General features: G+C 68.3%; 24 protein-coding genes. 13 read left to right on the top strand and 11 right to left on the bottom strand.

All coding sequences use genetic code 11. The annotated features are described in order from the left end of the window. The first annotated feature begins 132 nt into the window (after positions 1-132). From L1081_RS21090 to L1081_RS21035, 12 genes are all read left to right on the top strand, one after another. On the top strand, positions 133-609 hold the full coding sequence (locus L1081_RS21090) for an Lrp/AsnC ligand binding domain-containing protein (protein WP_489413926.1): 477 nt from the start codon (positions 133-135) through the stop codon (positions 607-609). An 81-nt stretch (positions 610-690) separates the two neighbouring features. Then, complete coding sequence (locus tag L1081_RS21085) at positions 691-1,449, top strand: transporter substrate-binding domain-containing protein (protein WP_489413925.1); 759 nt, start codon at positions 691-693, stop codon at positions 1,447-1,449. A gap of 32 nt (positions 1,450-1,481) precedes the next feature. After that, the gene (locus L1081_RS21080) at positions 1,482-2,252 is read left to right on the top strand and encodes an amino acid ABC transporter permease (RefSeq protein ID WP_124959076.1); all 771 of its coding nucleotides are present in this window, start codon (positions 1,482-1,484) and stop codon (positions 2,250-2,252) included. Positions 2,253-2,267: 15 nt separating this feature from the next. Further along, complete coding sequence (locus L1081_RS21075) at positions 2,268-3,896, top strand: MFS transporter (protein ID WP_489413924.1); 1,629 nt, start codon at positions 2,268-2,270, stop codon at positions 3,894-3,896. Positions 3,897-4,038: 142 nt separating this feature from the next. Then, positions 4,039-4,860, top strand: a complete 822-nt coding sequence (locus L1081_RS21070; protein ID WP_489413923.1) for a creatininase family protein — start codon at positions 4,039-4,041, stop codon at positions 4,858-4,860. Positions 4,861-4,873: 13 nt separating this feature from the next. Further along, positions 4,874-5,683, top strand: coding sequence for an ATP-binding cassette domain-containing protein (locus L1081_RS21065; RefSeq protein WP_489413922.1), 810 nt, complete (start codon positions 4,874-4,876; stop codon positions 5,681-5,683). Then, positions 5,661-6,542, top strand: coding sequence for an ABC transporter permease subunit (locus L1081_RS21060; protein WP_489413921.1), 882 nt, complete (start codon positions 5,661-5,663; stop codon positions 6,540-6,542). The genes L1081_RS21065 and L1081_RS21060 overlap by 23 nt, the downstream gene beginning before the upstream one ends. A 119-nt stretch (positions 6,543-6,661) precedes the next feature. Further along, complete coding sequence (locus tag L1081_RS21055) at positions 6,662-8,038, top strand: FAD-binding protein (protein WP_489413920.1); 1,377 nt, start codon at positions 6,662-6,664, stop codon at positions 8,036-8,038. Positions 8,039-8,103: 65 nt separating this feature from the next. Continuing rightward, positions 8,104-9,132 carry an ABC transporter substrate-binding protein gene (locus L1081_RS21050; protein WP_489413919.1) on the top strand — a complete coding sequence of 343 codons (1,029 nt, stop codon included), beginning with the start codon at positions 8,104-8,106 and terminating at the stop codon, positions 9,130-9,132. Between the two features lie 147 nt (positions 9,133-9,279). Continuing rightward, positions 9,280-9,870 (top strand): NAD(P)H-dependent oxidoreductase, encoded by a 591-nt coding sequence (locus L1081_RS21045; protein WP_489413918.1) that lies wholly within the window; start codon positions 9,280-9,282, stop codon positions 9,868-9,870. Positions 9,871-9,892: 22 nt separating this feature from the next. Further along, complete coding sequence (locus tag L1081_RS21040) at positions 9,893-10,870, top strand: 2Fe-2S iron-sulfur cluster-binding protein (protein WP_489413917.1); 978 nt, start codon at positions 9,893-9,895, stop codon at positions 10,868-10,870. Continuing rightward, positions 10,867-11,532 (top strand): TetR family transcriptional regulator C-terminal domain-containing protein, encoded by a 666-nt coding sequence (locus tag L1081_RS21035; protein WP_489413916.1) that lies wholly within the window; start codon positions 10,867-10,869, stop codon positions 11,530-11,532. Before L1081_RS21040 ends, L1081_RS21035 begins: the two co-directional genes overlap by 4 nt. 111 nt (positions 11,533-11,643) lie before the next feature. Here the strand turns inward: L1081_RS21035 and L1081_RS21030 are convergent, their stop codons facing one another. The 11 genes from L1081_RS21030 to mdeB form a co-directional block, all read right to left on the bottom strand. Beyond that, positions 11,644-12,099: a Rid family hydrolase gene (locus L1081_RS21030; RefSeq protein WP_489413915.1), complete on the bottom strand. Its 456-nt coding sequence runs from the start codon at positions 12,097-12,099 to the stop codon at positions 11,644-11,646. Then, complete coding sequence (locus L1081_RS21025; protein WP_489413914.1) at positions 12,096-13,295, bottom strand: amidohydrolase family protein; 1,200 nt, start codon at positions 13,293-13,295, stop codon at positions 12,096-12,098. The genes L1081_RS21030 and L1081_RS21025 overlap by 4 nt, the downstream gene beginning before the upstream one ends. Further along, the gene (gene otnI / locus L1081_RS21020) at positions 13,292-14,110 is read right to left on the bottom strand and encodes a 2-oxo-tetronate isomerase (RefSeq protein WP_489413913.1); all 819 of its coding nucleotides are present in this window, start codon (positions 14,108-14,110) and stop codon (positions 13,292-13,294) included. The genes L1081_RS21025 and otnI overlap by 4 nt, the downstream gene beginning before the upstream one ends. A gap of 22 nt (positions 14,111-14,132) precedes the next feature. Beyond that, positions 14,133-14,801: a class II aldolase/adducin family protein gene (locus tag L1081_RS21015; RefSeq protein ID WP_489413912.1), complete on the bottom strand. Its 669-nt coding sequence runs from the start codon at positions 14,799-14,801 to the stop codon at positions 14,133-14,135. Next, the gene (gene otnK / locus L1081_RS21010) at positions 14,798-16,069 is read right to left on the bottom strand and encodes a 3-oxo-tetronate kinase (RefSeq protein WP_489413911.1); all 1,272 of its coding nucleotides are present in this window, start codon (positions 16,067-16,069) and stop codon (positions 14,798-14,800) included. The genes L1081_RS21015 and otnK overlap by 4 nt, the downstream gene beginning before the upstream one ends. A gap of 3 nt (positions 16,070-16,072) precedes the next feature. Then, entirely contained in the window at positions 16,073-17,101 is a 1,029-nt protein-coding gene (denD, locus tag L1081_RS21005; RefSeq protein ID WP_489413910.1) for a D-erythronate dehydrogenase, read from the bottom strand. A 23-nt stretch (positions 17,102-17,124) separates the two neighbouring features. Beyond that, positions 17,125-18,018 carry an alpha/beta fold hydrolase gene (locus tag L1081_RS21000; RefSeq protein ID WP_489413909.1) on the bottom strand — a complete coding sequence of 298 codons (894 nt, stop codon included), beginning with the start codon at positions 18,016-18,018 and terminating at the stop codon, positions 17,125-17,127. After that, on the bottom strand, positions 18,015-18,941 hold the full coding sequence (gene ltnD / locus L1081_RS20995) for an L-threonate dehydrogenase (RefSeq protein ID WP_489413908.1): 927 nt from the start codon (positions 18,939-18,941) through the stop codon (positions 18,015-18,017). Before ltnD ends, L1081_RS21000 begins: the two co-directional genes overlap by 4 nt. A gap of 16 nt (positions 18,942-18,957) precedes the next feature. After that, positions 18,958-20,280: an MFS transporter gene (locus L1081_RS20990; protein WP_489413907.1), complete on the bottom strand. Its 1,323-nt coding sequence runs from the start codon at positions 20,278-20,280 to the stop codon at positions 18,958-18,960. Between the two features lie 175 nt (positions 20,281-20,455). Next, the gene (locus tag L1081_RS20985; RefSeq protein WP_489413906.1) at positions 20,456-21,232 is read right to left on the bottom strand and encodes an FCD domain-containing protein; all 777 of its coding nucleotides are present in this window, start codon (positions 21,230-21,232) and stop codon (positions 20,456-20,458) included. A gap of 67 nt (positions 21,233-21,299) precedes the next feature. Further along, a complete protein-coding gene (mdeB, locus tag L1081_RS20980) occupies positions 21,300-23,957 on the bottom strand; it encodes an alpha-ketoglutarate dehydrogenase (protein ID WP_489413905.1) in 2,658 nt (885 codons plus the stop codon). A gap of 105 nt (positions 23,958-24,062) precedes the next feature. On the opposite strand from mdeB, the gene L1081_RS20975 reads away from it, so the two are divergent. Further along, positions 24,063-24,548 carry an Lrp/AsnC ligand binding domain-containing protein gene (locus L1081_RS20975; RefSeq protein ID WP_489413904.1) on the top strand — a complete coding sequence of 162 codons (486 nt, stop codon included), beginning with the start codon at positions 24,063-24,065 and terminating at the stop codon, positions 24,546-24,548. Positions 24,549-24,571 lie beyond the last annotated feature (23 nt).

Here is a 24,571-nt window from a genome sequence, read left to right as displayed (position 1 = left end):
TGTGGGTCTATGCCCGGGTCGGGCGCGAGCCCATGATCACGCAAAGTGTATGCCGGGGTGCGCGATAGGTGTTTGCGTTCTGTGCCCCAAAAAACCGGCTTCCCGGAAGAATCTTGCTTAATATCGCCTTCCATGGAAAGCATTGACAAGTTTGACCTCTCAATCCTGCAAGAACTGCAGGCCGACGGCCGCCTCACCAACGCCGAGCTAGCGCAGCGCGTGGGGCTCTCGGCGGCGCCCTGCTGGCGCCGCGTGCGGGCGCTGGAAGAGGCCGGCTTCATCAAGGGCTATCACGCCGAGATCGACCGCCACAAGATCGGGCTGGGCGTGCTCGCTTTCGTGCGCGTGGACACCGAACGCGTCACCCACGAAGCCACGCGCAGGCTCGAGGACGCGATCCGCAAGCTGCCCGAGGTGGTGGCCTGCCACTACATCAGCGGCACCGGCACCTTCGAGCTGCAGGTGGTGGCGCAGGACCTGGACAGCTTCTCGGCCTTCGCGCGCCAGCACCTCATGAACCTGCCCAACGTGAAAGACCTGCACACCAGCTTCTCGCTGGGCGAGGTGAAGGCCAGCAGCGCCTGGCCGCTCGGGCATCTGGCGCGTTAGCCGCACCCTAGAATTCCCGCCCACCCCGCATATGCATACACATACCGCCGTCTGGCGGAACAAAGAGGAAGAGGTCCCCGCATGAATCCCATCCGCCGCGCCCTGGCGCTCGGCCTTGCCGCCGCCACGCTCGCCTTCGGCGCCGAGGCCCAGAACCGCGAACTCACCGTGGCCTCCAGCGCCACCTACGCGCCCTTCGCCTTCGAGAACAAGGACAAGCAGATCGTCGGCTTCGACATCGACATCATCAACGCCATTGCCAGGCAGCAGGGCCTGAAGATCAAGGTCGTGAACACGCCGTTCACCGGCATCTTCGGCGCGCTCAACAACGGCGACGTCGACCTCGTGATCTCGGGCGTCACCATCAACGACAAGCGCAAGCAGAGCTACGACTTCACGCCGCCCTACTTCGCGGCGCGCCAGCTGATCGCGCTGCCCAAGGGCAGCACGGTCGCCTCGCTGAAGGACCTCGCGGGCAAGAAGATTGCCGTGGTGAGCGCCTCCACCGCCGACGACATCGCCTCGCGCGAGTTCGGCAAGACCAGCCCCAACATCCGCCGCTTCGAGAGCACGCCGCTCATCATTTCCGAGCTGGCCGGCGGCGGCGTCGATGCCGCCATGGGCGACAACGGCGTGATCGCCTACCGCGTGGCGCAGAACCCCGAGCTCAAGACGCTCGATGACAAGTCCTTCCCCGAGGAAGGCTTCGGCATCGTCGTGAAGAAGGGCGACAAGGCGCTGCTCGACAAGCTCACGGCCGGCCTCGCCGCAATCCGCGCGGACGGCAGCTACGCCGCGATCTACAAGAAGTGGTTCAACAAGGACCCGAACGCGCGATGAGCGCGGCAGGCCCGGGCGCGAGGGCGCAATAGATGGAACAGCCGATCCTTCTGTTCGGATGGTTCCGCTGGGACATCCTGGTCGAATACAAGGACCTGTTCTGGCAGGGCGCCTGGATGACGCTGCGCATGACGGTGGTGTGCGTGCTGCTGGGCGCGAGCTGGGGCCTGTGCCTGGCGCTCGCGCGGCTCGCCCGGCCGCGCCATGCGCCCTGGAGCTGGGTGGCGCGCTTCTTCCTGCGCTGGCCGGCCACGGTGTACGTGAGCTTCTTCCGCGGCACGCCGCTCTTCGTGCAGATCCTCTTGATCCACTTCGCGGTGATGCCGGTGTTCATCCATCCGGCGACCGGCCTCCTGATCAGCGGCGACCTGGCGCGCGAGCTCAAGCAGGAGCATGGCGCGCTGATCTCCGGCGTGGTGGCGCTCACGCTCAATTCGGCGGCCTACATCTCCGAGGTGTTCCGTGCCGGCATCCAGTCGATCTCGCGCGGGCAGTTCGACGCCGGCCGCTCGATCGGCTTCACGCCCATGCAGGTCATGCGCTACGTGGTGCTGCCGCAGGCCTTCAGGCGCATGCTGCCGCCGCTGGGCAACAACGCGATCGCGCTGCTGAAAGACACCTCGCTGGTCTCGGCCATCGGCCTGGCCGAGCTGGCCTATGCCGCGCGCACGGTGGCCGGCGCCTATGCGCGCTACTGGGAGCCGTACCTCGCGATCTCGGTGGTGTACTGGGTGATGACGCTGGTGCTCACGACGATGCTGCGGCGGCTCGAACACCGCCTGGCTCGCAGCGACAGGGGATAGGCACAATCGGGCGACATGCCACCGATTTCCCCCGAAGAGACACCCATTCCCCCGGCCCGGCCGCAGCCGCCGAAGTTCGCGGCGCTCGAGCCGCTCAAGCTGCCCGTGTTCCGCATGCTGTGGAGCACCTGGCTCATCGCCAACATCTGCATGTGGATGAACGACGTGGCGGCGGCGTGGATGATGACCTCGCTGACCACCTCGCCGATCTGGGTGGCGCTGGTGCAGTCGGCCTCCACGCTGCCGGTGTTCCTGCTGGGCCTGCCCAGCGGGGCGCTGGCCGACATCCTCGACCGCCGGCGCTGGCTGGTGGCCACGCAGTTCTGGCTGGCGGGCACGGCCATCGTGCTGTGCGCGGCCATTGCGATGGACATGATGACCGCGCCGCTGCTGCTGGCGCTCACCTTCGCCAACGGCATCGGCCTGGCGCTGCGCTGGCCGGTGTTCTCGGCCATCGTGCCCGAGCTGGTGCCGCGGCCGCAATTGCCGGCGGCGCTGGGCCTGAACGGCATCGCGATGAACGCCTCGCGCATCATCGGCCCGCTCACGGCCGGCATGCTGATTGCCAGCGCGGGCAGCGTCTGGGTGTTCGCGCTCAACGCGGTGCTGTCGGTGGCCTCGGGCTTCGTGGTGCTGCGCTGGCGGCGCGAGCACACGCCCAATCCGCTGGGCCGCGAAAAGCTCATCAGCGCGATGCGCGTGGGCGTGCAGTTCGTCTGGCAGTCGCAGCGCATGCGCGCGGTGCTCTCGCGCATCACGATCTTCTTCTTCCACTCGACCGCGCTGCTCGCGCTGCTGCCGCTGCTGGCGCGCAACCTCAAGGGCGGCGGCGCGGCCACCTTCACGCTGCTGCTGGCCGCCATGGGCGCGGGCGCGATCATCGCGGTGCTGTTCCTGCCGCGGCTGCGCCAGGCGCTCGGGCGCGACCAGCTGGTGCTGCGCGGCACGGTGCTGCAGTCGCTCGCCACCGCGGTGATGGCCTTCGCGCCCAACGCCTGGGTGGCGGTGCCCGCGATGTTCTTCGGCGGCATGGCCTGGATCACAGTGGCCAACTCGCTCTCGGTCTCGGCGCAGCTCGCGCTGCCCGACTGGGTGCGCGCGCGCGGCATGTCGACCTACCAGATGGCGATCATGGGTGCGAGCGCGATCGGCGCGGCGCTCTGGGGCCAGGTGGCCACCGTCACCGACCTGCGCTCCAGCCTCGAGATCGCCGCCGTGAGCGGCACCCTGCTGATGCTGGCGGCGCTGCGCTGGGTCACCGACGTGTCGGGCGAGGAAGCCGACATGAGCCCCGCGCGCGCCGGCTGGGCCGCGGGCCCGCCGGCGGAAACGCCCGAAGAAAACGGCCGCGTGGTCATCACCATCGAATACATGATCGACCCCGCGCGCGCGGCCGCCTTCCACCTGGTGATGCACCAGACCCGCCGCGCGCGCCTCGGCCAGGGCGCCATCGGCTGGGAACTGCTGCACGACATCGCGGAGCCGGGCCGCTACCTGGAAGAGATCGTGGACGAAAGCTGGACCGACCACCTGCGCCGCTTCAACCGCGCCACGGCCGCCGACATGGCGCTGCGCGAGCGGCGGCTGGCCTTCCACATCGGCGAGTCGCCGCCGGTGGTGACGCGCTACGTGGTGAAGCGCTGAATTGACCGGCCGCTTCGATTTGCAGCGGCGGCGTCTTTGGGCACTCCCATGTTTGGGTAACTACCAACCCATCTTTTTTTGACCGATCGGATAATTTAGCTCATCATCACGCCCTGTTGCCGCCACCACGAGGTACGCCACGATGAACCCGCACCCCCTGCGCAGCCGCTTCTGGTCCGACCTGACCAGCGAAGAGTTCTCCCGCCTCGACCGCGAACGGCTGATCGCCGTGCTGCCGGTGGGCGCGACCGAGCAGCACGGCCCCCACCTGCCGATGTCGACCGACACCGCCACCATCGACGGCATGGTGCGCGCCGCGCTTCCGCACCTGCCGGACGAGCTGCCGGTGCTCTTCCTGCCCACGGTGGCCTACGGCAAGAGCAACGAGCACTCGCGCTACCCGGGCACGCTCACTGTCTCGGCCACCACGTTGATCGCGCTGTGGAAGGACATCGGCGCCTGCGTGGCCAGGGCCGGCGTGCGCAAGCTGGTGCTCTACAACAGCCACGGCGGCCAGATGAGCGTGATGGACATCGTGGCGCGCGACCTGCGCGAGGAGCACGGCATGATGGTCATCGCCGCCAACTGGTACACGCTGGGCCTGCCCGAGGGGCTCTTCACCGCACACGAAGGCCGGCACGGCATCCATGCCGGCGACCTCGAAAGTTCGGTGATGCTGCACCTCACGCCCGACCATGTGCGCCGCGACCGGTTCCAGAACTTCAGCTCGATGACCGAGCAGCTGGCCGACGAGAACAAGTTCCTCTCGATCACGCCCAGCGGCAAGCTCGGCTGGCAGATGCACGACATCAACCCCGCGGGCGCGGCCGGCGACGCCACGCGCGCCACGGCCGAGAAGGGTGCCGCGGTGCTCGACCACGTGGGCCAGCGCTTCGTAGAACTGCTGCAGGAGGTGGACCGCTTCCCGCTGTCGCGCCTCGCCAACGAACCCGCCTGGCGCTAGGCTCGCACCCACCATGGAAAGCCTCGCGACCTCTTCCCCGCCTTCCCCGCCGCTGGTCAGCCTGCGCCGCGTCAGCAAGCGCTTTGCCAACGGCACGCTCGCGCTGCAGGGCATGACGCTCGACATCGGCGAGCACGACTTCATCAGCTTTCTCGGCCCCTCGGGCTGCGGCAAGAGCACTGCGCTGCGGCTGATCGCCGGCCTCACGCGCCTGAGTTCGGGCGACATGCACTGGTCCGGCACCAACACCGGCAAGACACAGAGCGACCGCGACCTCGGCTTCGTGTTCCAGGAGCCCACGCTCATGCCTTGGGCCAAGGTGTTCGACAACGTGTGGCTGCCGCTCAAGCTCGCTGGCCAGAGCCGTGATGCAGCGGCGCCGGTGGTGCAGCAGGCCCTCGAGATGGTCGGCCTCTCGCGCTTCGCGGGCGTGTACCCGCGCGAGCTCTCGGGCGGCATGAAGATGCGCGTGTCGATTGCGCGCGCGCTGGTCACGCACCCGCGGCTCCTGCTGATGGACGAGCCCTTTGCCGCGCTCGACGAGATGACGCGCATCAAGCTCAACAACGATCTGCTCACGATCTGGCGCGAGCATCGTTTCTCGGTGGTGTTCGTCACCCACAGCGTCTACGAGTCGGTGTACCTCTCGAACCGCATCGTGGTGATGGCGGCGCGCCCGGGCCGGGTGATCGACGAGATCCGCATTGACGAGCCCTATCCGCGCGGCGAAGAATTCCGCACCTCGAGCCGCTACAACGCGCACTGCACCGCCGTGTCGCAATCCCTGCACGGAGCCCTGCATGGCGTCGACATCGATCACTGAGCCGGTCACCCTCGCGGATGCGGACACGGCACCCTCCGAAGCCGCGCTGCGCGCGCACGAAGACAAGGCGCGCCGGCGCGAATCGATGCTGCGCATCGCGGTGCCCGCGGGCATCGTCATCGCGCTGCTGCTGGCGTGGGAGTGGATGGTGCGCGCCAACAACATCCCGCACTACATCCTGCCCGCGCCCTCGCTGATCCTGCGCACGCTGTTCGACAACTGGGGCTCGCTCTCCAGCGCGCTGTGGTTCACGGTGAAGCTCACGCTGCTGGCGCTCGGCGCGGCCATCGTCGGCGGCGTGCTGCTGGCGATTGCCTTCGCGCTCTTCAAGTGGGTGGAGATCGGCCTGTTCCCGATCGCGGTGATCCTGCAGGTGACGCCAATCATCGCGATCGCGCCGCTGATACTGATCTATGTGTCGAGCACCACCGCGGCGCTCCTGCTGTGCGCCTGGATCGTGGCCTTCTTCCCGATCCTGTCGAACACCGTCATCGGCCTGAAAAGCGCCGACAGCAACCTGCGCGACCTGTTCCAGCTCTACAAGGCCTCGCCGTGGCAGACCTTCCGCTACCTGCTCGCGCCCAGTGCGCTGCCCTACTTCATGGCGGGGCTGAAGATCGCGGGCGGGCTGAGCCTGATCGGCGCGGTGGTGGCGGAGTTCACGGCCGGCACCGCGGGCAAGGAGACGGGGCTGGCCTCACGCATCCTCGAATCGAGCTTCCGCACCGAGATTCCGATGATGTTCGCGGCGCTGCTGCTGGTATCTCTGCTCGGCATCGTGATCTTCATCGTGTTCGCGGCCCTGTCCAGGTTGGTGCTCGGCCACTGGCACGAGAGCGAGATGCGCCGTGAGAACTAGGCTCGCCCCCAGTCTTCGCGCACTTCGTGTCGCTTCGCCAACCCCCTACCGGGGGCAACACCAGCGGCCCGGCAAAGCCGGTTCCGCGGTGTTCCACGAACAAAGTTGAAACGCAGTCCATGAACTCAACTACCGCACGCGCGACTGAATGGGGGGCCGTGCGCAATGACCTGCGCGGGCTCAACCTCGTCACCGCGCCGGCCCAGCGCAAGCAGCTGTCGAAGGACTTCTACTGGTACAGCCCCATCCTCAGCGCGCAACTCGCGGGCTGCGTGGCCGACCTCGTCGTCAAGGTCAGCACCGAGGACGACGTGCGCCAGGCCGCCGCGGTGGCCGCGAAGTGGAAGCTGCCGCTCACCGTGCGCGCCGGCGGCACCGGCAACTACGGCCAGTGCGTGCCGCTCGAAGGCGGCATCGTGCTCGACGTGACGCAGATGTGCCGCGTGCTCGACATCCAGGATGGCCGCATGCGCGTGGAAGCCGGCGCGCGCATGCACGACATCGACCTTGCGGCGCGCGAAACCGGCCAGGCGCTGCGCATGTGGCCCTCGACCTGGCACGTGGCCACCATCGGCGGCTTCATCGCGGGCGGCTTCGGCGGCATCGGCTCGTTCCGCCACGGCATCCTGCGCGACCCCGGCAACCTGCTGCGCGCGCGCGTGATGACGGTGGAGCGCGAGCCGCGCATCATCGAACTGCACGGCGACGAGATCCAGCAGGTGCATCATGCCTACGGCACCAACGGCGTGATCCTCGACGCGGAAGTGGCGCTGAGCCCGGCCGTCGAGTGGGTGCATTGCACGGTGCTGTTCGAAACCTATCGCGCAGCGTTGGCCTTCGCCGTCGCGGCGCAGGCGCCCGCGCTCGACATCTTCCTGCTCTCGACGGTCGAGGCGCGCTTCTCGCCCTACTACACGGCGATGCGCGATCGCTTTCCTTCTGACCGGCATGCGGCGTTCGCGATGGTCTCACCCGAATCGATGGCCGGGTTCCGCGCGCTGGCCGCCGCGCATGGCGGCACCCTCTCCGTCGCCGGCACCGAGCCCGAGCTGCTCGCCGAGGGCCTGCCGCCCGCCTATGAATGCGCGTTCAACCACACGACGCTGCAGGCGCTCAAGGCCGACCGCGGCTGGACCTACCTGCAGGTGGCCTACGCCCAGCCCTTCGACCCGGCCGTGGTCGAGCGCCATCTGCAAATCTTCGGCGACGACGTGCTGCAGCACCAGGACTTCGCGCGCGCCGGCGGCGAATGCGGCACCTTCGGCATCCTGCTGGTGCGCTGGAAGGGCGAGGCTCACCAGTACGAAGTGATCCGCGAGATCGAGTCGCAGGGCGGCTGCAAGATCTTCAACCCGCATGTCGTGACCATCGAGGACGGCGGCATGAAGACCATCGATTCGCAGCAGATCGAATTCAAGAAGCGCAGCGATCCGATGGGCTTGATGAACCCCGGCAAGACGCGCGGCTGGACTTCCGAGATGGCTGTCGAGCGTTGAAGCAGCAACGCCTCTGAACTGACATGAAAATCCCCCACACGCATTCAACCCAGGAGTCCACTGCCATGCGCGTTCCCGCTCTGACAATCCGTCCGCTTGCCCTAGCCCTGGCCCTTGCGGCCACTGCCTTCGCCGCGCAGGCGCAGGAAAAAGTGGTGTTCGCCACCAACTGGAAGGCGCAGGCCGGCCACGGCGGCTTCTACCAGGCGCTGGTGGACGGCACCTACAAGAAGTACGGCCTCGACGTCGACATCCAGCAGGGCGGACCGATGGTCAACAACCGGCCGATGCTGCCGGCCGGGAAGGTCGACTTCCTGATGACCGGCAACCTGCTGCAGTCCTTCGACAACGTGAAGAACGGCGTGCCCACCGTGGTGGTCGCGGCCTTCTTCCAGAAAGACCCGCAGGCCATGTTCGCGCATCCGGGCCAGGGCTTCGACACCTTCAAGGACATGGCGAAGGCGCCCGTGGCCTTCATCGGCAAGGACGGCCAGTTCAGCTTCTGGCAGTGGATGAAGTCGGAGCACGGCTTCAAGGATTCGCAGCTCAAGCCCTACACCTTCAACGTCGGCCCGTTCCTGGCCGACAAGAAGTCTATCCAGCAGGGCTACGCCATTTCGGAGCCGCTCTCGATCAAGGCGCAGGCCGGCTTCGACCCGGTGGTGCAGCTCTTGGCCGACAACGGCTTCTCGACCTACTCGACCACCATCGAGACACGCGCCGACCTCGTCAAGACCAAGCCCGAGACGGTGCGCAAGTTCGTCGAGGCCTCGATCATCGGCTGGAACAACTACCTCTACGGCGACAACCAGGCCGCCAACGAGATGATCGCCAAGATCAACCCCGACTCGCCCGTGGCCGCGTCGCAGGGCTCCATCGAGCTGATGAAGAAGATGGGCATCGTCGACAGCGGCGAATCGCTCGCCAAGGGCATCGGCGCCATGGACGAGGCCCGCGTGAAGGACTTCTACGACAAGATGGTGAAGGCCGGCCTCTACAAGCCGGGCGAGGTCGATCTGTCGAAGGTCGTCACCACGCAGTTCGTCAACAAGGGCGTCGGTCTCGACATCCGCAAGAAGCTCGCTGGAAAGTAGGCGCGCCGATTTTTTTATCTCCCGCGGGCCGCGCGGGGCTTGCGCCGGGGTCAGATGCCGGCGCCTGGGTTGCCATAAGGCACCGCGCGGCTCTTCATTCCCTGGGCTCTGACCCCGTCTCGCCGACCCGGCGAACCGGCCCTCCTCATGAAAACGCTCGTCGTCCACTGCCATCCGAACCCTGACAGCTTCAACCACGCGCTCTACCGCACCGCCCTCGAAGCCCTCGAACCGCGGCACCCGGTCAAGGCCATCGACCTCTACGCCGAAGGCTTCGATCCCACGCTGACGCGCGAAGAGCGCATTGCCTATCTCGACAACCCCGAACTGATCCGCGAACGCGTCAAGCCGCATGTCGAAGCGCTGCTGTGGGCCGAGCACCTGGTGTTCATCTATCCCACCTGGTTCCATGGACCGCCGTCGATGCTCAAGGGCTGGCTCGAGCGCGTGTGGCTGCCGGGCGTGGCCTTCCTGCCGGCAGAGCGCAAGGGACAGCTCGCGAGGTCGGGCATGCGGCACATCCAACGGCTGACGGTGGTGACCACGGGCGGCTCGCCGCGCTGGTTCGTGATGCTCATCGGCGATCCGGGCCGGCGGCTGTTCACGCGCGCGCTGCGGGCGCTGTTCGCATGGCGCTGCAAGGTCACGTGGCTGCAGCTGCACGACATGAACGCGGTCACCGCGCGCGACCGCAGCCACTTCATCGAACGCGTTGCGCGCAAGCTGCAGAGCATCTAGCAGGAGAGAGACAGAACCCACCATGAGCCTCGAACGCACGCTCACCGTCCGCGTCGAACGCATCTCGCGCGAGACGCCGGAAATCCTGGCCTTTGAACTGGCCCACCCGTGGGGCCGCGCGCTGCCGGGCTACGAGGCCGGCGCGCACATCGACGTGCACATGCCCGGAGGCTTCTCGCGCCAGTACTCGCTGGCGCGATGGTCTCTTTCGAATGCGCCGTCGAACGCCGCCTCGTCCTACGTGATCGGCGTCAAGCGCGAGGCCGAAAGCCGCGGCGGCTCGGCCTCGATGCACGAGCGCGTGCGCGAGGGCGACCTGCTCGCGATCAGCGCACCGCGCAACACCTTTGCGCTGCGCGAAGAGGCCGGGCACCATCTGCTGATGGCCGGCGGCATCGGCATGACGCCGCTGCTGGCGATGGCGCAGGCGCTCGCGGCGCGCGGTGCCTCGTTCACGCTCTGCGTGTTCGCGCGCAGCGAGGAGCACCTGGCCTTTGCCGATGCGCTGCATGCACCCGCACTGACGCCGCACCTGCGCCTGCACCTCGATCAGGGCGACGCTGGCCAGCGCATCGACCTGCACGCGCTGCTGGCCGAGCGCACGCCGGATACGCACCTGTATGTCTGCGGCCCCGGCGGCTTCATGCGGGCGGTGCGCGAGGCCGCGGCGCATTGGCCCGAGGACACGTTGCACGCCGAATACTTCGCCGCCCCCACCGATGCGAACTCGAGCACCGGCCTGCCCTTCACGCTGAGGCTCGCGCAGCGCGGCATCAGCGTCCAGGTGGCGGCCGACCAGACCGCCGTCGATGCGCTGCACGAAGTGGGCATCGACATTCCGGTGTCGTGCCAGCAGGGCCTGTGCGGCACCTGCGTGGTCGAGGGCGATGGCGAAGGCGCGGAGCACCGCGACTTCTGCCTCACGGGCAGCGAGCGGCGCCACAAGGTGGCCCTGTGCTGCTCGCGCGCCAGAGGCCGGGAACTGGTGCTGCAGCTGTGAGCATCGAAGAGGAAGAAGAACAAGGCGACGCCGAGGCGCCCGCCGCCACGCGCGGCCGCTCGCGCAAGTACACGCAGGTGCTCGGCCTCATCAACCAGGCCGCCATCGAGGTGTTCGCAAGCGAGGGCCTGGCTGGCGCATCGACCCAGGCCATTGCCGACAGGGCCGGGCTCTCGAAAGCGCAGCTGCACTACTACATCGAGAGCAAGGAAGCGCTCTACCGGCAGATCCTGCAGGACATCCTCAACGACTGGATCGTGGTGTTCGGCTTTGCCGACGAGGCCTTCGGCCCGCGCAAGGTGCTGGGCGACCTGATCCGCCGCAAGATGGTGTTCTCTTTCGAGCACCCGCTGCGCTCGCGCATCTTCACGGCCGAGATGATGCGCGGCGCGCCGGTGCTCAACACCATGATGGACACGAGCAAGCAGCGCACCGACCAGGCCGCCGCCGTCATACAGAACTGGATGAACCACGGCTTGATGGACAAGGCCGACCCGATGCTGGTGCTGTTCCACATCTGGGCAGTGACGCAGTTCTATGCCGACCACGCCACGCAGGCCGCGTACTTCCGCGACACGGCGCAGCAAGGTGACGACAAGGACCGCCGCTACCTGATCGAGCAGGTGACCGAATTCCTGCTCAAGGGCGCGGGCGTCAGGTAGGGCGGGATTTTTCGCGGAACACCGCGGAACCGGCTTTGCCGGGCCGCAGGTGTTGCCCCCGGCGAGGGGGTTGGCGTAGCGACACGAAGTGCGCGAAGCCTGGGGGAGTGCCTATTTCGGCAGGTACATGGTGGCTTCCACTTCCACCAGCACCTCGTCGCCCGGCAGGAAGCGCGACACCTCGACCACCGTGCTGACCGGCGGCTCGCCCGGATAGAACAGGCCGCGCACGCGGTTGTAGAAGGCGTAGTGCGGCAGCTGGCGGAAGTACTGCACCAGCTTCACCACGTCTTCCATCGTGCCGCCGTGCTCGGCCGCGATCTGGCGGATGCGTTCGAGCACGAACCAGCTCTGCGCCACGATGGGCGCCTCGAAGATGTCGACCGACATCTGGCCCGTGGCATAGCCCAGGCCCTGCAGCGCCGTGCGGCCTTCCTCGGGCAGGGCGTCGTAGCCGGCCACGGCGCGGCGCGTGGCCGGGTCGACCGCGACCACGCCGCTCATGAAGACGAAATCGCCCACGCGCTTGGCGGCCGCGTAGTTGGCCATTGGCTTGCCCATGCTCATTGCGTTTGCTCCAGGATTTTTTGACCGCCGCGGATCACGGTGCGCCGGCGCCCGCGCGGGCCGACGAGTTCATGCTCGCCGGTGGCCGCGAGCAGCACCAGGTCCGCGGGGCAGCCCGGCGCGATGCGGCCGTCCCACGCGAGGCCGAGCGCCTTCGCGGGGCTGACGGTGATGGCGTCGAGCCATTCTTCCGCGGGCGCAAGGTGCGCCATCTGCACGCCGAGGCCGAAGGTTTCGAGAAGGTCGTAGCTGCCATAGGGATAGAAGGCGTCCTGCACGTTGTCCGTTGCCAGGCTCGCACGCAAGCCCCGTGCCGCCGCCTCGTGGATGCGCGTGATGCCGCGCGGCACGGGCGTGCGGTCCCAGGCGCCCTGCAGGTAGAGGTTGGTGGTCGGCAGCGCGACGATGTGGATGCCGGCGCCCGCGCACAGCGCCAGCGTTTCGTTGGCGACGGCATCGTCCTGCATCGCCAGCGAGCAGCAGTGGCCGCAGACCACGCTGCGCCGGAAATCGCGCGCACGCATCAGCTGCGCAATGCTGCGCAGGCCGCTCGCATCGGCGTCGAGGCCCTCGTCGACATGGAAGTCGAGGCCGAGGCCCTGGTCCTGCGCCAGGTCGAACACGCGGCCCAGCTTGTGCACCAGGCCCTCGTTGCGATACACGAAGGCGCCCAGCACGCCGCCTGCGCGCTTCACCTGGCGCGCAATGCGCTCGCCGGCCGCGAGGTCCGCGAACAGGTCGAGCGGCGTGAGCGAGACGAACTGCAGCTCGATGCGGCCGCGCCATTCTTCGCGCAGCGCCTCGAACACCGCCAGCGCGGCGGGCGGCTCGCCCTCCACCCAGTCGATGTGGGTGCGCAGCGCGCGCGCGCCCGACTGCCAGGCCTCGTGCAGCGCGCGCTCCATGCGTGGGCGCAGCGTCTGGCCGCTCCAGCCAGCACGGTGCTTCGCCATGCGGTCGATGGCCGCGAACAGGTTGCCCTGGGCCGCGCCGACTTCCTGAACGGTGTAGTTCTTGTCGATGTGCGCATGCGCCTCGACCAGTGCGCTCAGCAAGGTGCCACGCGCCTGCGACTGCGATGCGCTCGGCGCGATCGATTCGACCCTGTCGCCGGCCAGCGTGACGTCGAAGACCTGCGCATCGCCCGCGGCAAAGCCGCGCAGCCGCGGCGGAATGCGCAGCGACTCGAGCTTCATGCGCGCTGTTGCAGCGCCCGCAGCCAGCCCAGGCCGGCCGAGGTGCCGCCGGGTTCCGAACCGCGCCGGGGCCGGTACTCGCAACCGATCCAGCCCTGCCAGCCGCACTGCGCCGACACCTCGTCGATCAGGTCGAACAGGTAGGGATAGTTCTGCTCGCCGATGTCGGGCTCGTGGCGCTCGGGCACGCCGGCAATCTGTATATGGCCCACGCGGCCCGTGGGCAGGTACTTGCGGATCTTCATGGCCACATCGCCCTCGACGATCTGGCAGTGGTACAGGTCCATCTGCACCTTGAGGTTGGGCGCGCCCACCATGCCGACGATCTCGTGCGCATGGTCCTGCCGATTGAGGAAGAAGCGCGGAATGTCGCGCGTGTTGATCGGCTCGATCAGCACGTCGCGCCCGGCCTTGGCCGCCTCGGCCGCGGCCCAGCGCAGGTTGTCGACGTACACGGGCTGCACGGCCTCGCGCTCCAGGCCTTCGGGCACCAGGCCCGCCATGACGTGGATGCGCGGGCAGCCGAGCGCCACGGCGTAATCGATGGCGCTGGCCATGCCTTCGCGGAATTCGGCGTCGCGTCCCGGCAGGCAGGCCAGGCCACGCTCGCCGCGGTCCCAGTCGCCCGGCGGGGCGTTGAAGAGCACCTGCTGCAGGCCGTTGTGCCGGAGCCGCGCGGCGAGCTCTTCCTTTGCGAAGGCATAGGGGAAAAGATACTCGACGGCCTTGAAGCCGTCCTTCGCGGCGGCTTCGAAGCGATCGAGAAAGTCGAGCTCCGGATAGAGCATCGAGAGATTGGCGGCGAATTGGGGCATGGCGTGTTTTTACTACTAGTGGCTACCAGCGCGCACCGAAGGCGCGGCGCAGTTCATCGATCTGTTCGCTGCCGAGCGGCTCGGGCCTGGCGGGGCCGGCGAGCAGCTGGAGCTTGGCGGTTTCCTCGAGTTCCTCGAGCACGGCCATGGCGGCGGCCGGGCTCTCGTGCCACACGTTGGGACCGAGGCGTTCGAGCATCACGGCGCGAATCGGCATGCCGGCCGCGCCGTGGCGCTCGATGGCCTGCGCCACGAGTTCGGCCGCTTCGGGCGCGCCGGGGCGGTGGTACGGAATGAGCGGCACGTGGCCGACCTTCATCACGAAATACGGCGTGAGCGCGGGCAGCAGTTCGTCGCCCGGCGTGTTCGCCAGCGTGAGTGCGACGCAGTGCGTGCTGTGCGTGTGGATCACGCAGGCCGTGTTCGCATCGAACCTGCACGCCGCGGCGTAGATGCGGGTGTGCAGCGCAATGGTCTTGCTGGCGCGGTCGCCGCCGGTCTGCTGGCCCTGCGCATCGAGTTTTGCCAGGCGCGCAGGGTCGAGAAAGCCCAGGCAGGCATCGGTCGGCGTGATCAGAAAACCGTCGTCCAGCCGCACACTGATGTTGCCGGCGGTGGCATGCACGTAGCCGCGCTCGAACAGGCTACGGCCGACGCGGCAGATTTCTTCGCGGACTTGGTTCTCGGTCATGCCAGCACTGTAAAGGCCTTGGTGAAGAAATCGTCCCCACCGAAGTTGCCCGACTTCAACGCAATGTGCAGACCCGCCTCGCGCGCAGCGTCGGAACGCGCATGGCACCACGGCACCCCCGGATCGATCTGCGGACCGATCTGCATCTGCGCGATACCCAGCGCCTGAACGCAGGCACCGGAGGTTTCGCCGCCCGCCACCACCAGCTGGCGCACACCCCGCTCGACCAGGCCGCGCGCAATCGCGGCAATGGTGCGCTCGACCATCGCCCCGGCTTCCTCGACGCCGAGCTTGCCCTGCACCGACTTGACGGCGCCGGCCTCGGCCGTGGAATAGACCAGCACCGGCTGCTTCTCGACCAGCGGCGCAGCCCATGCCAATGCCTCGGCAGCGACATCCACGCCCGCGGCAATGCGCAGCGGATCCACGGCCAGCGCCGCGCCGCCGCGCTGGATGAAGTCGAGCACCTGCCGGTTGGTCGCGAGCGAGCAGCTGCCCGACACCACGGCGCGCAATCCGCCGGCCGCCGGCAGCGCACTGGCCTGCGACGACGGCGCAAGGCCGAAGTTGGCCGGCAACCCGATGGCCACGCCCGAACCCGCGGTGACCAGCGGCATCTTCGCGAGCGCCGGGCCGAGGCGCAGCAAGTCGTCGTTCGACACCGCATCGACGATGGCGATCGACACGCCCTCGCCTTTCAGCTGCTCGATGCGCTCCGCGATGGCCGCCGCGCCGCGCGCCACCACCGCATGGTCGATCAGCCCCACCTTGCGGGTGCACTGCGCCTGCAGCACGCGCACGAGGTTCGGGTCGGTCATGGGCGTGAGCGGATGGTTCTGCATGCCGCTCTCGTTGAGCAGCACCTCGCCCGCGAAGAGGTAGCCCTTGAACACGGTGCGCTTGTTGTCGGGGAAGGCGGGCGTGGCGATGGTGAAGTCGCACTTCAGCGCCTCCATCAGCGCCTCGGTCACCGGGCCGATGTTGCCTTGCGGCGTGCTGTCGAAGGTGGAGCAGTACTTGAAGTAGATCTGCTGCGCACCCTGCGCCTGCAGCCAGCGCAATGCGTCGAGCGATTGCGCGATGGCCTCGGCCGGCGCGATGGTGCGCGACTTGAGCGCGACGACGACGGCATCCACGTCGGCATCGAGCGGCGTGGCAGGAACTCCGATGGCCTGCACCACGCGCATGCCGGCGCGCACAAGATTGTTGGCGAGGTCGGTCGCGCCGGTGAAGTCGTCGGCGATGCAGCCGAGCAGCAACTTGGCCATGGATCAGTCCTTGGTGACAGCAGGCAATACAGGCAGCTTCACCGCCTGCGGGTTCTCGCGCACGTAGTCGCGCAGGATGGCGTCGAAGCTCGCGTCGCCCTGGAGGCCCAGCGCCTCGGCGCGCGCGGCGTGGATACGGCTGGGCCAGCTGGTCACGATCTTCGCGATGGCCGCGTCGGGTTCCCAGTCGATCAGCCCGCTGGCTTCCTTGCCGGCGATGCGTTCGAGCGCATCGGCCATCTCGCGCACGGTGGTGGTCAGCGCCGGCAGGTTGATGGCGGTGCGCGCCCCCCATTCGGCGGCGCTGGCCGTGGCTGCGCGCACGATGCCCGCGACGGTGTTGCCGGGCGATGCGAGCGCGACCGCCGTCTCGGGCGCGACGGGGCAGCGCGCGCGCTCGCCGGCCAGTGGCTCGCGCAGCATGCCGCTCAAGAAGCTGGAGGCCGCGCCGTTGGGCCGGCCCGGGCGCACCGACACGGTCATGAGCCGCACGTTGCGGCCCTGCACGAAACCCTTGCGCGTGAAGTCGGCCACCAGCTGCTCGCCGATGAACTTCTGGATGCCGTAGCTGTTCTGCGGTGTCGGCAGCGTGGTGTCTTCGATCACCGCGGGCAGCCGCTGCTCGGGCGAATCGCCGAACACCGCCACCGAGCTGGAGAACACGAACACCGGCGCATGGCCCGCGCGGCGGCAGGCGTCGAGCAGGGCACGCGTGGTGTCCAGGTTGCTGCGCATGCCCAGGTCGAAGTCGGCCTCGCATTCGCCGCTCACGGCTGCGGCCAGGTGGAACACGGCATGGGTGTCGGCCAGCGGCAGCGCGCCGCCGGTGGCCTGCTCGTACAGGTCGCCCTGCACGAACTGCACGCGCGCATCGGCCCCGAGGTCGGCGGGCGGCGCCACGCGGTCCGCCAGGGTGATGCGAGAGATCGGCTGTGCCGCGCCGCCGGCCAGCGCCAGCGGGCCGCCTGCGAGCAGCGTGCGGGCAAGCCGCGCGCCGAGAAAACCGCAGCCGCCGGTGATGAGGATGTTCATGGTGTCGTCTTTTCTTTCTGGATTCAGGAAATCGCGGGCAGGAAGCGCAGCAGCGCGGCCGCCACCGCCGCGGGCGCTTCGCGCTGCGGGAAATGGCCGACGCCGTCGAGCAGTTCGCGGCGATAGGGGCCGCTGAAGAATCGCTCCTTGCCTGCCGAAGTATCGGGATGATTGCAGCTGTCGGCCGCGCCATGCAGCACGAGCGTGGGCACCGGCAGCACCGGCGCCGGATCGAGCGCGGCGTCGTCCGCCGCATAGCGCGGGTCGCCGGACGCGTAGCCCCAGCGGTGGCGGTAGGAATGCAGCACCACCCGCGCCCAGTCGTCGCCTGCGAAGGCGGCGGCTGTGGCCTCGAATTCGGCTTTCTCGTACCAGCCCGTGGGCGCCCAGGTGTCCCACATCATCCGGGTGAAGGCGATGCGGTCGTCGTGCACCGTGCGTTCGCCGCGCGGCGTGGCCATGTACCAGTGATACCAGTAGTTGCGCGCCTGCTCGAGCGCCATCGGCTGGTCTGGCGCATTGGTGCCGTAGCCGACCGACATCAGCACCAGCGCACGCGCCACCTCGGGCCTCAGCCCGCAGGCGTTGGCCACCGCGCGGGCGCCCCAGTCGTGGCCGACCAGCGCGGGCTTGTCGAGGCCGAGTGCATCGACGAAGTCGAGCAGGTCGCGCCCGAGCGCGGAGAGCTGGCCGCTGCGCGGCGTGCCGTCATGCAGGAAGCGCGTGGGTGCAAAGCCGCGCAGGGCGGGTGCGAGCACGCGCCAGCCGGCCTCGGCCAGGCTCGGCGCCACGCCATGCCAGCTGCGCGTGCTGTCGGGCCAGCCATGCATCAGCACCACGGTGGCGCTGCCGCCGGGGTTCCACTCTTCGTAGCCGATGCGAAGCAGCGGCGTGTCGATGGTCTTGAGATCGGTCACGAAGCCTTTCCGTTTGCAGCCGGCAATTCGATGCCGGGGAAAATCTTGATGACCGCGCTGTCGTCCTCGCGCGCGAAGCCCGCGGTCGATGCCTGCATGAACATCTGGTGCGCGGTGGACGACAGCGGCAGCGGAAACTTGCTGGCGCGCGCCACGTCGAGCACCAGGCCCAGGTCCTTCACGAAGATGTCGACGGCCGACAGCGGCGTGTAGTCGCCCGCCAGCACGTGCGCCATGCGGTTCTCGAACATCCAGCTGTTGCCCGCGCTGTGCGTGATGACCTCGTACAGCGCGGCCGGGTCCACGCCTTCGCGCAGGCCCAGCGCCATGGCCTCGGCCGCCGCGGCAATGTGCACGCCGGCCAGCAGCTGGTTGATGACCTTGACCTTGCTGCCCGCGCCCGCGCGGTCTCCGAGACGATAGACCTTGGCTGCCATGGCGTCGAGCACGGCGCCGGCCTTTTCGTAGGCCGCGGGGGTGCCGGCGGTCATCATCGTCATCTGGCCGCTCGCGGCCTTGGCGGCCCCGCCGGAGATCGGCGCGTCGAGGTACAGGATGCCCTGGGCGGCCAGGCGCGCCTCGAGCGCGACCGACCAGTTCGGGTCGACGGTGGAGCACATCACGAACAGGCTGCCGGGCTTCATCGCCGCCGCGCAGCCAGGCGTGGTGCCATCGCCGAACAGCACCGACTCGGTCTGCGCCGCGTTGACCACCACGGAAACCACGATGTCGCACTGCGCGCCGAGCGCGGCCAGCGTGTCGCAGGCCACGCCGCCGTCGCGCGCGAAGGCGTGGGCGACGTCCAGGCGCACGTCGAACACATGCGGCTCGTAGCCCGCGCGGCGCAGCGACTGCGCCATGCCGCTGCCCATGGCGCCGAGGCCCACGACGCCGACGACGGGTGTGTTGGTGTTGGAAGTCATGTGGGGGTTCTTTCGATCAGCGGTTGACGAGTTGCTTGGGCGTGAGCCACACGCCGATGGCTCCGAGCACCAGCGCACCGGCCAGTACGTACATGCCGATCTGCGTGCTGCCCGTGAGGTCCTTCAGATAGCCGATGAGATAGGGGCTCACGAAGCCCGCGAGGTTGCCCACCGAATTGATGGCCGCGATGCCGGCCGCCGCCGCCGTGCCCGAGAGAAAGGCCGTGGGCAGCGACCAGAAGAGCGGCGCGCAGGTCAGCACGCCGGCCGCGGCGAGCGAAAGGAATGCGAGCGACACGACCGTATTCTGCGTGTACGACGCGGCCACCGTGAAGCCCACCGCGCCCATCAGCGCGGGCACGATCAGGTGCCAGCGGCGCTCCTGCCGGCGGTCGGCGCTGCGGCCGAAGAGGTTCATCGCGACGATCGCGCAGATGAACGGAATGGCGCTCAGGAGGCCGATGTGCAGGTTGCCCTTCACGCCCGTGGCCTTGACCAGCGTGGGCAGCCAGAAGGTCAGCGCGTACTGGCCCATCACGAAGGCGAAGTAGATGAGCGCCATCCACCACACGCGCATGTCGCGGAACATGGCGCCCACCGAGTGCGGCCCCTTGGCGCCATGCGCCTGGTCGCGCTCGACCTCGCGCTGCAGCAGGCTCTTCTCCTCGGGCGAGAGCCAGCGCGCATGCTGGATGCCGTTGTCCAGGTAGAGCAGCACCATCACCCCCACGAGCACCGCCGGAATGGCCTCGATGATGAACATCCACTGCCAGCCCTGCATCGACGACACGCCGTGGAAGGCGTCCATGATCCAGCCCGACAGCGGATTGCCGAAGATGCCCGCCACTGGAATGGCCGACATGAAGACCGCGATGATCCGCGCGCGCCGGTGCGCCGGATACCAGTGGGTGAGGTAGAGGATCACGCCGGGATAGAAGCCCGCTTCCGCCACGCCCAGCAGGAAGCGCAGGATGTAGAAGCTGGTCGGCGTTTCCACGAACACGAAGCAGGCCGACAGCACGCCCCAGGTGATCATGATCCGCGCGATCCAGATGCGCGCGCCCACGCGGTTGAGCAGCAGGTTGCTCGGCACCTCGAACAAGAAGTAGCCCAGGAAGAAGATGCCCGCGCCCAGGCCGAACACCGTTTCGCTGAAGCCCAGGTCCTGCCCCATCTGCAGCTTGGCAAAGCCCACGTTCACGCGGTCGAGGTAGGCGACCACGTAGCACAGCATCAAAAAGGGAACCAGGCGCCAGAACACCTTGGCATAGGCGCGCTTCTCGAGCGCGGCGTCGGCGGACACGGGCAGTGCGCCCGCCGGGAGGGTGGAGGAAGTCATAGGAAGGGTTGTCCCGCTTTGGATGAGAAAGAGGCCTTGCCGCCGCTGGCTCGCGTGGCCGCCGCCTTATTTGTCAGGTCATCATACAAATTTGATTTCAGTGCTTTGCCTCGGGTAAACCCGAAGACATCGCCATCCGCAGCGCCTTTTTGGTTTCCTTGTGTGTCGCGGCCGCTCAGCTGCCGAACGGCCAGCCTTCGACCAGCGGCCGCGCGAGCTGCGCGCCCTCCTGCTGCCAGAACGCGGGGTCGGCCTGCTCGATGCGGCGGATCGCGTTGTCCATGTGGGACTTGGCCGCCTCGCGGGCCCGCAGCGGATCGCCGGCCTCGATGGCCTCGACGATGCGGGCGTGCTCCTGCGCCACCTCGCGCGCGAAGTCGGCACGGCGCGCCTCGTTGGCGCGCGTGACGCGCGTGGCGCCATGCAGGAACTGCCGCAGGTATTGCAGCGTGCCGATCAGGAACGGGTTGCGCGCGGCTTCGGCAATGGCGCGGTGAAAGCGCACGTCTTCCTCGGCGCCGTTGCCGCCCGCGGCCACGGCCGCATGCAGCGCGTCGATGGCCGCACGGATGCGCTGCACGTCGTCGGGCGTGCGGCGCTCGGCCGCGAGCGCGGCCACCTCGGCTTCGAGCGCGCGGCGCAGCTCGACCATCTGGATCACCGCTTCGCGCGAGGCGACGTGCGGCATCTCGAAGCGCAGCGGCTCCACGCCCGCGGCGCGCACGTACACGCCGCTGCCCTGGCGCGAATCGAGCAGCCCCAGCGACTTGAGCCGCGACACCGCCTCGCGCACCACGGTGCGGCTCACGCCGAACTGCTCGGCCAGCGCGCTCTCGGTCGGCAGGCGGTCGCCCTCGGACAGGCGGCCGCTGCGCACTTCGGCGGCCAATGCGTCGGCCACCTGGTCGGCGAGGCGGGCACCGGGAGCGATGGATTGGAAGCGGGCGGTCATGGGCGCGAAAGGGATGGGGCCTGCGACTCTAACGCAGGCCCGCACGACAAGGCGCCGCCCGGAAGGCTCAGCCGAGCGCGTGGCGCGCCGCGTTCGCAATGCTCGCCGCATCCACCCCAAAGAACGCCCGCAGCGCCGCGCGTGTGTCGCTGCGCCCGAACCCGTCGGTGCCCAGCGTGAGGTAGCGGCGCCCCTCGGGCAAAAAGGCGCGCACGCTCTCGGGCACGGCGCGCACATAGTCGGTGGCGGCGATGATCGGCCCCTTGCCGGCGCCGAGCTGCTGCGCGATGAACGGCACGCCGGCGTCCTTCTTCTCGCCTGCGATCGCGCGCTGCTCGCAAGCCAGGCCGTCGCGCGCGAGCTCGCTCCAGCTCGTGACACTGAACACCTCGGCCTCAATGCCTTCATCGGCCAGCAGCTGCGCGGCCTTGACGACTTCGGTGAGGATCGCGCCCGAGCCCATCAGCGTGACCTTCTTCTTCGCCTTGCCCGAAGCCGGCGCATACACGCCGAAGCGATAGCAGCCGCGCAGGATGCCGGCCTCCGCGCCTTGCGGCACGTCGGGCTGCGCGTAGTTCTCGTTCATGAGCGTGACGTAATAGAACACGTCCTTCTGCTCGACCATCATTTCGCGGATGCCGGCATCGACGATCACCGCCATCTCGCCCGCGAAGGCCGGGTCGTAGGCCTTGCAGTTGGGAATGGTCGCGGCCACGAGGTGGCTGCTGCCGTCCTGGTGCTGCAGGCCCTCGCCACCGAGCGTGGTGCGGCCCGAGGTGGCCCCCAGCAGGAAGCCGCGCGCGCGCTGGTCGGCCGCGGCCCAGATCGCATCGCCCACGCGCTGGAAGCCGAACATCGAGTAGTAGATGTAGAAGGGCAGCATCGCCAAGCCGTGCACGCTGTAGCTGGTGGCCGCGGCCGTCCAGCTTGCGATGGCGCCGGCTTCGCTGATGCCTTCTTCGAGGATCTGGCCGTCGGTGGCTTCGCGGTAGCTCAGCACGGAGCCGATGTCTTCGGGCGCGTAGCGCTGGCCCACGCTCGAATAGATGCCGACCTGCTTGAACAGGTTGGCCATGCCGAAGGTGCGCGCCTCGTCGGCCACGATGGGCACGATGCGCGGGCCCAGCGCCTTGTCCTTCAGCAGGTTGCCCAGCATGCGCACGAAGGCCATGGTGGTGCTCATTTCCTTGCCGGCTGCCGCTGTCGCGAACTGCGCGTAGCTTGCGATGTCGGGCTTGGGCACCACCTCGCAGGCGGTCTCGCGGCGCGGCATGGCGCCGCCGAGCGCGGCGCGGTGGCTGCGCAGGTACTGCATCTCGGCGCTGTCTTCGGGCGGGCGGTAGAAGTCCATCGCAATCGCCTGCGCGTCGGTCAGCGGCAGGCTGAAGCGGTCGCGGAATTCGAGCAAATCGACGTCGCCCATCTTCTTGTGCGAGTGCGTGGTCATCTTGCCCTGCGCGGCGCTGCCCATGCCGTAGCCCTTCTTGGTGTGGGCGAGGATCACGGTGGGCCGGCCCTTGTGCGCGGCCGCGGCGGCGTAGGCCGCATGGATCTTCACGAGGTCGTGGCCGCCGCGCTTCAGGCGGTCGATCTGCTCGTCGGTCATGCCTTCGGCCAGCCGCGCGAGTTCGGGGTTCTGGCCGAAGAAGTTGTCGCGGTTGAAGCGCCCGTCCTTGGCCGCGAAGGTCTGCATCTGGCCGTCGACGGTTTCGGCGAAGACGCGCGCCAGCGCCCCGCTCACGTCCTGCGCGAAGAGGCCGTCCCAATCGCTGCCCCACACGAGCTTGATGACGTTCCAGCCCGCGCCGGCAAAGAGCTTTTCGAGCTCGTCGATGATGCGGCCGTTGCCGCGCACCGGGCCGTCCAGGCGCTGCAGGTTGCAGTTGACGACCCACACGAGGTTGTCGAGCTTCTCGCGTGCGGCCAACGTGAGCGCGCTCATCGATTCGGGCTCGTCCATCTCGCCGTCGCCGAACACGCCCCACACTTTCCGGCCTTCGCAGTCGAGGAGGTTGCGGTGCGTGAGATAGCGCATGAAGCGCGCGTGGTAGATCGAGCTGATGGGGCCGATGCCCATCGAGCCGGTCGGGAACTGCCAGAAGTCCGGCATCAGGTAGGGGTGCGGATAGCTGCTGAGGCCGCGTGCGCCGCTGCCTCGCGTGAATGCCGGCGCGGTCAATTCCTGGCGATAGTGCTTCAGGTCTTCTTCGCCGAGGCGGCCTTCGAGGTACGCGCGGGCATAGACGCCCGGTGCGCTGTGCGGCTGGAAGAACACGAGGTCGCCGCGGTGCGTGTCACTGCGCGCGCGGAAGAAGTGGTTGAACCCGGTCTCGAACAGATCGGCCGCGCTCGCATAGCTCGCGATGTGGCCGCCGAGCTCGCCATAGGCCTGGTTGGCCTTGGCCACCATCGCGAGCGCATTCCACCGCATCAGCGAGGCCAGCCGCTCCTCGATGCCCAGGTCGCCCGGAAAGGGCGGCTGGTCTTCCACCGCAATGGTGTTGACATACGGCGTCGCAAGCTCGGGCTGCCAGCCGATGCGCTGCTGCCGCGCGAGGCGGGCGAGCTCCGCCAGCATCTGCCGCGCGCGCTGGGGCCCGTGCGCCTGGGCCAGCGCCAGGAAGGCGTCGCGCCATTCGGCGGTCTCGGCAGGGTCGGGGTCGTGCGTGAGCGGCGTGTCGAGCAGCAGCGCGCGCATCTGGTCGGCGGAAATCGGGGCGTTCATGCCGGCACTTTAGGCCGCAACAGCAAGAATTAGCTACCGGCTTGGACATATCCATGGCACGAGCGCAGCATAAAATTCCTCGAAATCATCTGAGCGCCGCATTTCGTGCAACTCGACACCATTGACCTGCGCATCCTCGACGAGCTGCAACGCGACGGCGGGTTGTCGAACGTGGAGCTTGCGCGCCGGGTTCAGCTGTCGCCGTCTCCGTGCCTTGCGCGGGTGAAGGCGCTCGAAACCAGCGGCGTGATCGACCGCTACGTGGCGCTCGCGAACGCAAAAGCGCTGGGCCTGGGGCTCAACGTGTTCATCTCGATCAGCCTGACGACGCAAAGCAAGCAGTCGCTCGCCGACTTCGAAGAGCGCATTGCCGAGCACGATGAAGTGATGGAGTGCTACCTGATGACGGGCGACAGCGACTATCTGATCCGCATCGCCGTGGCCGACATGGCGGCGCTGGAGAAATTCATCCTGGAACAGCTCACGCCGATCCCGGGCATCGAGAAGATCCGCTCGAGCTTTGCGCTCAAGCAGGTGCGATACAAAACGGCGCTGCCGTTGCCGGTAGCGCCGCTTCAGTTCAAGGGGTGAGCCGGCCACCCGCATGGGCGGCC

The sequence above is a fragment of the Variovorax sp. MSC1_012 genome (assembly GCF_023667525.1).
Lineage (GTDB): Bacteria > Pseudomonadota > Gammaproteobacteria > Burkholderiales > Burkholderiaceae_C > Variovorax > Variovorax beijingensis_B.
This window is presented reverse-complemented; position numbering and strand designations above follow the sequence as displayed.